Annotated in this window: 9 protein-coding genes and 3 pseudogenes; 2 read left to right on the top strand and 10 right to left on the bottom strand. The window is 71.5% G+C overall.

Annotation, left to right across the window (positions count from 1 at the left end):
- Positions 1-548: pseudogene (locus tag ABT186_RS40890) on the bottom strand (FUSC family protein); the annotation flags it as partial.
- Positions 549-991: 443 nt separating this feature from the next.
- Here ABT186_RS40890 and ABT186_RS40885 point away from each other — a divergent pair.
- The gene (locus ABT186_RS40885) at positions 992-1,855 is read left to right on the top strand and encodes a helix-turn-helix transcriptional regulator (RefSeq protein WP_351237857.1); all 864 of its coding nucleotides are present in this window, start codon (positions 992-994) and stop codon (positions 1,853-1,855) included.
- A gap of 318 nt (positions 1,856-2,173) precedes the next feature.
- On the opposite strand, the gene ABT186_RS40880 is transcribed toward ABT186_RS40885, so the two are convergent.
- Both ABT186_RS40880 and ABT186_RS40875 read right to left on the bottom strand, forming a co-directional pair.
- Complete coding sequence (locus ABT186_RS40880; protein WP_351929428.1) at positions 2,174-3,091, bottom strand: NADP-dependent oxidoreductase; 918 nt, start codon at positions 3,089-3,091, stop codon at positions 2,174-2,176.
- Between the two features lie 49 nt (positions 3,092-3,140).
- Positions 3,141-3,764, bottom strand: a complete 624-nt coding sequence (locus tag ABT186_RS40875; protein WP_351237672.1) for an ester cyclase — start codon at positions 3,762-3,764, stop codon at positions 3,141-3,143.
- 556 nt (positions 3,765-4,320) lie between these two features.
- Here ABT186_RS40875 and ABT186_RS40870 point away from each other — a divergent pair.
- The gene (locus ABT186_RS40870; RefSeq protein ID WP_351929426.1) at positions 4,321-5,877 is read left to right on the top strand and encodes a serine/threonine-protein kinase; all 1,557 of its coding nucleotides are present in this window, start codon (positions 4,321-4,323) and stop codon (positions 5,875-5,877) included.
- A gap of 28 nt (positions 5,878-5,905) precedes the next feature.
- Here the strand turns inward: ABT186_RS40870 and ABT186_RS40865 are convergent.
- The 7 genes and pseudogenes from ABT186_RS40865 to ABT186_RS40835 all read right to left on the bottom strand — a co-directional run.
- Positions 5,906-6,342, bottom strand: a pseudogene (locus tag ABT186_RS40865) (pyridoxamine 5'-phosphate oxidase family protein).
- Complete coding sequence (locus ABT186_RS40860) at positions 6,225-6,740, bottom strand: GntT/GntP/DsdX family permease (RefSeq protein WP_351929424.1); 516 nt, start codon at positions 6,738-6,740, stop codon at positions 6,225-6,227. Before ABT186_RS40860 ends, ABT186_RS40865 begins: the two are co-directional and overlap by 118 nt.
- Positions 6,737-7,633, bottom strand: a complete 897-nt coding sequence (locus tag ABT186_RS40855) for an NAD(P)-dependent oxidoreductase (protein ID WP_351929422.1) — start codon at positions 7,631-7,633, stop codon at positions 6,737-6,739. The genes ABT186_RS40860 and ABT186_RS40855 overlap by 4 nt, the downstream gene beginning before the upstream one ends.
- Before the next feature lie 295 nt (positions 7,634-7,928).
- Entirely contained in the window at positions 7,929-8,837 is a 909-nt protein-coding gene (locus tag ABT186_RS40850; protein WP_351929420.1) for a class II fructose-bisphosphate aldolase, read from the bottom strand.
- Positions 8,791-10,245: a four-carbon acid sugar kinase family protein gene (locus ABT186_RS40845; RefSeq protein ID WP_351929418.1), complete on the bottom strand. Its 1,455-nt coding sequence runs from the start codon at positions 10,243-10,245 to the stop codon at positions 8,791-8,793. Before ABT186_RS40845 ends, ABT186_RS40850 begins: the two co-directional genes overlap by 47 nt.
- 134 nt (positions 10,246-10,379) lie before the next feature.
- Complete coding sequence (locus tag ABT186_RS40840; protein ID WP_351929430.1) at positions 10,380-10,931, bottom strand: FadR/GntR family transcriptional regulator; 552 nt, start codon at positions 10,929-10,931, stop codon at positions 10,380-10,382.
- Positions 10,932-10,937: 6 nt separating this feature from the next.
- Positions 10,938-11,117 (bottom strand): annotated as a pseudogene (locus tag ABT186_RS40835) (hypothetical protein); the annotation flags it as partial.
- Positions 11,118-11,123 lie beyond the last annotated feature (6 nt).

Here is an 11,123-nt window from a genome sequence, read left to right as displayed (position 1 = left end):
GGCGGCGCGCTGAGCGGGTCCGCGGCGGGCCGGGGCCAAAGCCGGGAGATCGCGAGCATGGCGGCGGCCGCCGCAAGGCCCGCGCCGGCGAGCCTGGCGGGCAGCTGCGACAGCGGGGCGGGCGAGGTCACCGGGAGGATGAAGGCCAGCAGCAGTGCGGTCGTCGCTTCCGCAAGCACGGAGCTGACCACGCCCGAGAAGAGCAGGAGGAAGCCGACCACAACGGTGGCGGTCACCGCGAGCCGGGCCTCGTGGGCCACAAGCGTGCCGAGGCAGATGAGCACCGCCCAGGCCACCGCGAGGCCCAGATGCGCCCGCAGCCGCTGCACCATCGGGCCCGTGAACTCCACCAGCAGCAGCATCGAGAACGAACCGAACGCCGCGAACATCGCCATCGCCGGCGAGCCGAGCACCTGGCCGCACAACGCGAACAGCGCGGGCATCAGCAGCGCGGTGCGCACGGCCCGGCGGGTCGCCGCCAGCTCCGGATCATGGGCACGCAACCACGCCGGGGCCCGTCCGAGCCGGATGCGGCCACGTGCCTGCATGCGCCCGCACACCTCCTGATCCGGCAGGGCGCCCGAGTACCCCGTCGAAGTCGAGTATCAGCCGGGTGCCGGCGCGCACAGCGTTCGGTTGCGCCGGGCAGGGCCACCATGGCGGCCGGTCGAGTGACGTCGCCCGAACGGACCGTGCCGCGGTTCCCTGATGACCGAGGCCAGGATGACGCGCGCGGGTGAGGGACGTCGAGGGTCGTCAGCCGGTCATAGCCGTACCGTCCTTACAGTGGCGTCGCCGATGAGCGCCAGGTCGGGAGACGGTCCGCCGGATTCACTCCGGGGCCCGGTTCTCCAGCGCACCGTCGTCCGCCTCCAGCAGGACGAGCTCGCCGTCCTGGTGAGATCACCGAAAGCCGGTTCCGTCCTGACGAACACCAGCAGCATCGTCACCCGCCGACAGCGTTCTCAAGCCGAGGGCTCAAAATGGTGCGATGGACCTACGGCAGTTCGGCGAATTCCTGAAGTCACGGCGCGACCGGATCCAGCCAGGTGAAGTAGGGCTGCCGTCGGGGATGCGTCGACGGGTGCCCGGGCTCCGCCGAGACGAGGTCGCGGTGCTGGCGGGTGCCTCGGTCGACTACTACAACCAGCTGGAGCAGGGCCGTGGCGCCCAACCGTCGGAGCAGATGGTGGCTGCGCTGGCGCGCGCCCTGCGGCTGACCGAGGACGAGCGCGCCCATCTGTACTTCCTGGCCGGCCGCCCGCTGCCGCCCCCACACGGCCCGTCGGCACACGTCCACCCGGGCATGCTCGACCTGCTCGAGCGTCTGCCGAACACGCCGGCGGCGGTGATCACTGACCTGCACACAACGCTGGTGCAGAACCGCCTGGCGACGGCGCTGCTCGGCCCGATCAGCAAGAAGAAGGGCGTCGAGGCGAGCTTTGTGTACCGGTGGTTCACCGACCCCGAAGCGAGGGGGCGTTACCACCCGGACGAGCACGACCACCAGTCACGCGTTTTCGTCGCCGACCTGCGCGCGGTATCGGCCCGCCGCAGCGAGGACAAGGAGGTGAGCAGTCTCATCCGGCGGCTGCTCGCCCAGAGCAGCGAGTTCTCCGATCTGTGGGCGCATCAGGAGGTCGCCGTACGTCGTGCCGACCGCAAGCGCCTGATGCACCCTGAGCTCGGCGCGATCGCGCTCAACTGCCTGAGCCTGCTCAGCGAGGACGGCACCCAACGGCTTCTCTGGTTCACCGCGCCGATCGGCGGCGACTCGGCCGAGAAGCTCGAACTGCTGTCGGTACTGGGCTCGCAGGAGATCAGCGTCGCCCAGGATTCCGCTCCTCCGCTCTAGCCCCGCTGCGCGAGCCCGATGCGATTGCCACCAGGCTCGTTGATGTACAGGACGAGCGTCTGCCGGATCGCCTGCCCAGTCGTCGGTGCAGACGACGTCGTAGGTCTTGTTGGTGAAGGTCACTCAGCGGGCTGCGATCCGCCCGACGCCCCGGCATGGGCCGGTCACCGAACCGGTCACCCCGCCCATGCGGCGATACACGCCCGCTCGCGTCGAGTGATCGACCCGATCGACGGCGCGCCGGCAGCGCCCGCTCTGGCGTCTCCGGATTGCCCGGTCGCCGGGAGAGATGTCGTCCATCCCGGCGACCGATGCCGGCTACGGCTGGACAATGACCTTGCCCTTGGCGTGGCCTTCAGCGAGGTAGTCGAACGCGTCCGCGGCGCTGCTCAGCGGGACGGTGCGGTCCACGACAATGTCGAGGCCTTCGTTCGCCACTGCGACGACCCTCGCCAGACGCTCGGCGTCGGAGGCGTGGAAGACGAACGCGGCGCGTAGCCCGCGGGCTGCGGCACGATCGAAGTCCGGCGGGACGGGGAGGCTGACCAGCAGACCCCCCGGCTTGAGAACGTCGAGCGACCGGGCCTCCGTCTCGCCACCGACCGAGTCGACGACGACGTCGACATCGGAGACTGCGGTCCGGAAATCGATGCGGGTGTAGTCGATGAAGCCGTCGGCCCCGAGCTTCCGCACGATCTCGGCAGCGTTGCCGGACGCGGTGGCCACAACATGCGCACCGACGCGGCGGGCCAGCTGGATGACGAAGCTGCCGACGCCGCCGGCACCTCCGTGCACGAGCACCTTTTGGCCGGACCTCAGCTCCGCGATCTCGGTGACCGCCTGCCAGGCGGTCGCCGCGGCGGTGGCCAGACCGGCGGCGACCTCGAGCGGAGCCGTGGTCGGCGCCGGCACCAGGCTCGGCGCCGGGACCACGGCGTACTCCGCGACGGCGCCACCCTCGGTGGGGTCGGTGCGGGTGATCACCGCGTCGCCAACGCTCCAGCCGGTCACGCCAGATCCAAGACGCTCCACAGTACCGGCGAGGTCGGTGCCCACCACCGAGGGGAACGTGATCGGGAAGTACTCCTGGACATGGCCCGCGCCGATCTTGACGTCGAGGGGGTTCAGGGCCGCCCCCGCGACCCGGACCAGTACCTCTCCGGGCCCGGCGACCGGCTCTGGGATCTCATGGACAACGGGGCGCTCTCCGTATGCGGTGTACTGCAGTGCCTTCATGGGCGTGTTCTCTTTCGTGTCGGTTCGTGTCGGGTTCGTGTCGGGCGTTTCACCGGGTGGGCAGGACGTCGACCTGCTGGAACCAGCTGAGCCAGTCCTCCATGTGCCAGGTGCGGACGATGCGTCCGTCGGCCAGCTCGTGGAACTCGTGGATGCGGACCGTGACCTCACGCCCGGTCGGCTCGATGCCGAACACCTGGCCGGTGTGGACGCCGCGCATCTCGCCGCGCACGCCGACCGGGCCGTTGCCGTCGGGGCCGCGGCCGTCGACGATCTGGTGGACGACGATGTGGAAGTCGCCGAACACCTTCGCGATCCCCTGGATCAGAGGGGTGGCTCCGGCGCGCCCGGGCGCCTGGTCGGGGCCCAGCGGGATGTCGTCCCAGTCGTCGGCGACGACGTCGTCGAGGAGCTCGGGCTTGCCGCTGAAGGCGCGGTAGAACGTGCGGATCAACTCGTCGATGCTGTGTGTCATGGCTTGCTCCGGTGTTGTGGTGGCGGGTGCTACGACCGTGAGCAGGTCGTCGATGCCCAGTTGGCGCAAGAAGTCGCGCTGCTTGGCCTGCCGGACGGAGCCGAGGTCCTCGACCCCCTTGCTCTGTGCGTCGACTTGCTCTGAGCGTCGTGAACGGCGGCGGGGCGGACGCCTGTACAGCTCGCGCATCCGGGACATGAGCTGAGTCCTCCATTGCCTCGGATGACCTGGCCGTCGGCCACGCAGCGGCGGGCGAAGCCAGGCAGGTGACCAGTGCTGCGGTTTCGGCCGGCGCGCCCTGTGGCCGCCGTCGCGGCCATGCATGCGATCTGCTCAGGACGTTCGCTCGGTGACGTCCACCTGACTGGTTCCCATGGCCGTGAACCTCTCTGCCGCTCTCGAACGTGCGAGATCAACAGTCGGGCGCAGCGGCCGAGGCGAGAAGGTGGGCCTGACACCAGTGACGCCATCACCACCCTCGAGAGGCGACGGAAGCTGCCGCCCCTGCGCGGGCTGCGTCAGTCCGACATACCGGCCCAGCGGACGCGGAGCCTTTCTCGCTGTCCGCAGCCGCTCAAGGTGCGAGTCGAGGCCATCGGTGTGGCCCTCGAGGCCGTCGCTGACGACGAACGGCACGGAGTTGGAGGACGGCCCGGCCGAAAGCGGGGCTGCCTTGTTTACGGGGGCTTCGACGAGGGCCGCTATTGTGACGGGGCACATCGGATGGGGGGCAGAGCAGGCGGAGGGCGAGGCTGTGTCGGACGAGGGGCGGCTCGTCGCCGGGCGCTACCGGCTTGCCGAGCAGATAGGCCGCGGCGGCATGGGCACGGTGTGGCGGGCCGAGGACGAAGTGCTCGTCCGCCAGGTAGCGCTCAAGCAACTGCACGCGCAGCCGCACCTGTCCGACGACGAACTCGCCACGCTCTACGAGCGCACGCGCCGCGAGGCACGCAGTGCGGCCCGTGTCGTGCACCGCAACGTGGTCGTCGTCCACGACGTCGTGGACGACGGCGGGCGGCCCTGCATCGTCATGGAGTACGTCCCGGCGATCACGCTCGGCGCACTCCTCAAGGAAGGCGATGCCCTCCCGCCCGAGGAGGTGGCCCGCATCGGCGTGGGCATGATCGCCGCCCTGCGGGCCGCGCACGCCGCCGGTGTCCTGCACCGCGACATCAAACCCGGCAACGTCCTGCTCGGCACGGACGGCAGGGTCGTCCTCACCGACTTCGGCATCGCCCATACGGCCGGGACGTCGACACTGACCCGGACCGGGGAGATGGTCGGTTCCATCGACTACATGGCACCGGAGCGGATACGCGGGCAGAAGCCCGGCCCGGCGTCGGACCTGTGGTCGCTCGGTGCCACGCTGTACCAGGCGGTGGAGGGGCGGCCGCCGTTCCGCCGCATCACCCCGATGGAGACGGCGTACGCCATCGCCGTGGACCCGCTGGAGCCGATGAAGCAGGCCGGCCCGCTGGAACCGCTCATCGAGACCCTGCTCGCCAAGAACCCCGAGGACCGTCCGTCGGCGGAGCAGACGGAGCGCGCCCTGACGGCGTCGTGCTCCGGCGGTTCGACGACGGTGGCCTCACCGGTGCGCACGCACCGCCCGTCCGAGAGCCTCCAGGACGAGGGCCCGCCGACGGAACGCAACTCCGGGACCGAGCCGTTGGAGCCGCCCACCCAGAGGGCGGGCGCAAGGGCGCGGCGCCGGGGCCGTAAGCGCCTCGCCCTCGCAGCGATCGTGGTCGCCGCGGTCTCGGCGGCCGCGGCTGTCGCGCTGTCTTCGACGCCGCGCCACCACAAGGACACGTCGGGAGCACGGACGAGCCGTCCCTCGCCCACTCCGTCGTACACGCCCTCACCCGTCCCCGAGGGCTATCACCTGGTCAAGGACGAGCAACTCGGAATCTCCTTCCCCGTGCCGGACGGCTGGAAGGCGGGTCAGCACGCCAGCGACGAGGTCACCTACACCGACTCGTCCCGCCTGGCCGGCATCACCATCGGAACGGTCGACCCCGCCGGGGCCAACCCTGCGGCGCACTTCGCGGACATCGAGGCGAACACGAAGATCAACTACGCCACGTACCGGAGGCTGCGCATGCAGCAGACGACCTTCCGGGGCCAGCCCGCCGCGGTGTGGGAGTTCACCTTCCAGGGACGCGTCCGCGTCTTCCGCGCCATCGACCTCGGCTACGGCAGGGAAGGCGGCCGGGAGTACGACATCTACCTCTCGGCCCCGGATGCGAAGTGGGACACCTACCGTCCCGTCTTCGACAACGTCAGGGACGCATTCATCACGACCGGCTGATCGAGCCGTCCGTGCACAGGGCGGCCGCTCATTCCGGGGGTGGCCGGTCCGCCTCCGTGAGCAGAAAACCGGTGACCAGATCCGGCCGGATACGGACGGCATGGTCCATGGTCTGCTGCACCCAGGGGCGCAGCATCGCCCGGTAACGTTCCTGTTCACGCTCGTCGGTCACCAGCTCGGCGTATCCGGTGACCACCACGCTCCACCCCAGGTGTGTGTGTCCGGGTCGATCGCATCGGCCTCGTAGGCGACGACCACCCCCGGGCCGCAGTTGCGGCGCGCGTACGAGGTGAGGGCCGCGCCCTCGTGGGTGCGGATGACGATGTGACCGTCGTCCAGGATGTGGTTCACCGGGCGGACGGCCGGCAGCGCATGCCGGGTGAAGACGATCCTCCCCAGGGACACGCTGCCCAGCAGCCGCAGTGCTTCGGCGCTGTCGAGGTCGGTGCTCCGGCGCGGTTCCACGGGGACCGGCACGGCGTCGTTGAGGGACATGGCGGGTGTTCCGTAGGGATGTGTGACGCAGGACGTCGATCAGCCCCATGGAACGGGGTCCGCACCGGTCGCGGCAGGGCCGTTCGGCCCCTGTCGGGCTCCGTCCGGCCCAGCCCGCATGCGCAGGGACCGACGATCCGGCCGATCATCGCGCCGAGCGCGATGATGGTGGCGATGTGCCCGAGGGTGGCGCCCATCCCCTCCTCGATCGTCTTCACCAGGTCGGCGGCGGGCACGCCCGCGGCGAGCGCGACACCGATGCTGACGACGACGAGGGCGACGAAGGGCTGCACCTTGCCCTTCAGGATCAGCAGGAGCAGGGCCGCGACACCGGCGACCGCGATGATCAGCAGGGTGGTGTGGCTCATCGTCCCTCTCCCGTCGTGTTGTCGGAACTCCGGGGGGACAGCACGGTGACGACGGACGAGTCGTCGCGGGCGCCGAGCCCGGCCCGTTCCCCGAGCAGGTACAGCTGCTCCGCCGCGGCGGCCAGCGGCACCGGGACATGGGCGTCCTTCGCGATGCCGGTGACGATGCCCATGTCCTTGACGAAGATGTCCAGCCGCGACTTGACCTCCGGCTCGGGCCCTTCGTCGTACGCCTGCACCATGCGCGGCCCGCGGTCGGCGAACATGAACGACCCCGCGGCGCCGTGCTCGAGGCTGTCGACCACCGCTGCCGGGTCGAGCCCGAGTCCGCGGGCGAGCGCGATCGCCTCGGCCGCGGCAGCGATGTGCACTCCGGCCAGCAGCTGGTTGACGGCCTTGAGGGCCTGGCCGTCGCCCGGCCGCGGTCCGACGACCGTGAGTGTCGAGCCGAGCAGGTCGAGGACCGGACGGGCCGTCTTCAGCGCGACGTCGTCGGCGCCCACGACGATCAGCAGGTCGCCGTTTCCGGCCCGCACCGGACCGCCGCTGACCGGCGCGTCCACGGTCAGCACGCCGTGCCCGGCGAGCCGCTGTGCGGTGGAGCGGGCCGCCTCGGGCCCGACCGTGCTGGTGAGGACGACCACCGTGCCTTGGCGGAGCGTTTCGGCGGCACCGTCCTCGCCGAACAACGCGCCCTCGACCTGGGCCTGGTCGCGTACGGCGAGGACGACGACGTCGGCGTCCCGGGCGGCCTCGGCCGGGGACACCGCGTCGCGGGCTCCCTCGGTGGCCACTGCGGCGCGCCGGTCGGCCGCGATGTCGTAGACGGTGAGGGGCAGTTCGCCGGACAGGCGCCGGGCCATGGGCAGGCCCATGGCGCCGAGGCCTATCACGGCGGTGTGGGGACGGGGTGGGGAGACATCTTTGTCCTCCAGGGGAGAAGAGGGGTGAGCGGTGGGCACGCCGGGGCTGGGGAAGGGCCCCGGCGCGGTGGGGAGTGGGTGTGTACGCCTCTACCGTGGCCGACGGCCGGATGCGGCCTGAGCGGTGGCTCGGGGAGAGGCGGCGCGGTACGAGGGGAGCGCGGGCCCGGGGTTCGGGTCCGTGGAGCGTGCGGGCCCGGGGTTCGGGTCCGTGGAGCGTGCGGGCCCCGGTTTCAGGGCCGTGGAGCGTGCGGGGTACGCCGGGTCATGCGGCGTCTTCGGTGGCGGACGGGCTCAGCCGGGCGATCACCTCCAGTGCGGCGGCCCTGACCGCGTCGCGGCCCGCGGACCACAAGGAGACGACGTCTGAGCCCGGCAGGGCGTCCGGGAGGGCCGCGCGGGTCGCCTCCAGGTAGGCGCGCCGCAGTTCGGCGTTGACGTTGACCTTGGCGACCCCGCGGGCGAGGGCACCGTGGAGCTGCTCGACGGGCGGGCCGCTGGCGCCGTGCAGGACGAGCGGGACCGGCACGGCCTCGTGGATCGCGGCCAGTCGCTCCAGGTCGAGGCGGACCGGGTCCCGGGTGAAGCCATGGACGTTGCCGACCGCGACGGCGAGCGCGTCCACGCCGGTCGCGGCCACGAACTCGACCGCCTGCGCCGGGTCGGTCATCGCCGTCGGCTGCGCGACCGCGTCCGTGGAGACGTCCTCGTCGCCCGCCAGCGCCCCGAGCTCGGCCTCCACCCAGGCGCCGAAGTCGCGGGCCCGGCGTACCGCCTCGCGGGCCAGCGCGATGTTGTCGGCGAAGGGCAGATGGGAGCCGTCGACCATGACCGAGGTGTAGCCCGCCCGGAGACAGGCCGTGATCTCCTCCAGGTCCCGGCTGTGGTCGAGATGAACCCCGAGGGAGGCGGGGGAGTGCTCGGCGGCGTCCAGTGCCAGCCGCATCAGCGCCTCACGCCCGGCGTGCTTGAAGGGGCTCGAGCCCGCCTGGATCAGTACGGGCCGGCCGCCTGCGTCGGCGGCGGCCGTGATGCCCTGGACCGTCTCCAGGTTGTAGGCGACGAATCCGGCAGTGCCTTTCCGGCCGCCGCGGCCTGCTTCAGCGCATCGGTTCCGTGCATCAGCATCACGCGCTCCGGAGCAGGTCGAGGGCGTCGGCAAGGGCGTCGTCACCGCCGACGTTCCCGGCGAAGACGACGTACGGGATCCCGGCGGCGGGGCCGTCCACCGGCTCCCACAACGAGACGATGCCGTGCAGGAGGGTGCCCCGGGCCCAGGCCCGGCGGATCTCCAGACCATGGGTGGCGGTGTCGCTGGAGGTGATGCCGCCCTTGGCGACGACGAAGGCGGGCCGCCGGACCGCGTTGACCCGGCGTACGGCCTCCACGAGCGCCGCCGAGACCCGGCGCGAGATCGCCAGGCTGTCGTCCGCGTCGGCGCCGGTCACCAGGGTGCGCGAGGTGCGGATCACGGCGTCCGCGGACTCCAGCGCCACGGCGGCGGCCGTCGCGACCTCGGCGATGTGGGCGTCACGCCGCTCGTCGAGCAGGCGGGCCACCTCCAGCTCGTACTCGACGATCCTGCCGCGCTCCCGCAGCCGGTCCAACTGCCGTGTCGTCAGCGAGACATGAGAGCCCACGGCGATGAGCCCGTGCGGTGCGTCCCCACGCAGCGGGCGCAGCTCTGCGGGAGTGAGCGGCGCCCGTCCGGCCTGACCCGCGCGGGCGCGTACGAAGGACGGGCCGACCCGGTAGAGCAGTCGCGCGCCCTTCTCCTCCGCCTCGGCGAGCGCCAGGGCCAGCACCCGCAGATCGTCGTCGCACACCGCGTCGACCACGGCGGTACGCCCGTCGCGCAGGCTGGAGAGCAACCGTGCCGCATGCGCCGGGCCGCCTCCCCGCAGGTCGTCTAGCGTGATGCGCAGAACCTCGTCCGCCCCGACGCGCCCACCCGTCTTCTCCTCGACCCACTCGGGCAGGAAGGAGTTGCGGTACCCGAACGTGGCGTCCCGGGCGAACTCGCTCTCGCCGACCGGCAGCAGACCGTCGGAGGTGCGCATCCAATGGCGCGAGCCGACGGTCAGCCGGCCGGCCTCGATGTAGGCGGGCACCAGCACCACACCGTCCACGGGGCCAGCGCCCAGGGCGGCGAGCTCCTCGGCGAGGACGTCGGTCTCCAGCGGGAAGTGGCCGCGCAGCGTCGAGTCGCCGCGGCTGGCCAGGACGTAGCGGGTGCCTTCGGCCGCCGACGCCGTGTGCAGGGCGCTTACGACCTCGCGGTTGCGGGCGGCGGCTTCCTGAGGGGACAGGCTGCGGGTGTTGGTGAGGACGAAGAAGGCGGAGCTGTCCTGGCGCAGCGCCCATCGCAGGTCGTCCACCGTCCAGGAGGTCAGGACCGGTACGTCGGCGACGGTCTGGGTGCCGGTGGGGTCGTCGTCGAGCACTACCAGACGAGGTCCACCGGAGATACGGGCGGCCACCTCACGGGCGGTCACCTCGCGGACCGGGGGCAGCCTGTCCAGCACCTCGTGTTCGAGTACCGGTGTACCGGGCCGCGCATGGGCATGGCGGGGTAGGGACATGGCGAATTCCTGGGCTCCGGGTGAGTCTCGGGGAGTCGACGTCGGCGAGCGGTCCGCCGAATGAGCGGGGAAGAGGCAAAGGGGGATGCGCCGATACGTCAGGCGCGATCGTGACGTCAGCCGTGGCGGTGACGTCAGGCGTGGTCGCGCTTGATGACGTGCGTACGCAGGTCGTCCGCGGTCTGGTTCATATGCGCGGCCATCGCTTCGCGCGCGGCTTCGGGGCTGCCGGACTCCAGTGCGGTGAGCACGGCCTCGTGATGCGCGATGGCGTTGGTGCGGATCTCCGGGACGGCCGACGTCTCCCGCCGGCCGTCGACGAGCAGCGGTCCGAACGGCTCGAAGAGCAGCGGGACGAACAGATTGCCCGTCGCCCGCATCACCGTGTCGTGGAAGTCGATGTCGGCCTGCACGAACTGCTCGGTGTCGCCCGCCTCGGCGGCCTCCCGCATGACGGCCAGGTGCTGTCGCAGGGCCTCCAGGTCCTCCTCGGTGCGGCGGGAGGCGGCCAGCTCGCAGGCGCCGTTCTCGATGAGCCGGCGCGCCTCGATCAGCCGATCCGACAGGGCCCCGCTCGTGGTGCGCGAGGCCGCCCGCACCACCGGCTCCAGGGCGGTCCACCGGTCCGGCGGGTTCACGTAGGTGCCACGGCCGCGCAGCACCCGGACGACGTTCTGGGCGCGCAACTGCTTGATCGCCTCGCGTACGGTCAGTCGGCTGACCCCGCCCTGCTCCGCCAGCTCGCCCTCGGGGGGGCAGGGCGGAGTCCGGCGGGTACTGGCCGTCGATGATCGCGGTGAGCAGCTGCTCCGCGAGGTCGTCCGAGAGCGACATGATGAGAACCTCTGGCGTTCGGCTTTGACATCAGACATCAGACA

The organism is Streptomyces sp. NPDC001634 (assembly GCF_040298185.1).
Classification (GTDB): Bacteria; Actinomycetota; Actinomycetes; order Streptomycetales; family Streptomycetaceae; genus Streptomyces.
The sequence above is the reverse complement of the archived record's forward strand: the minus strand, read 5'-3'. Positions and strand labels throughout refer to the sequence as shown.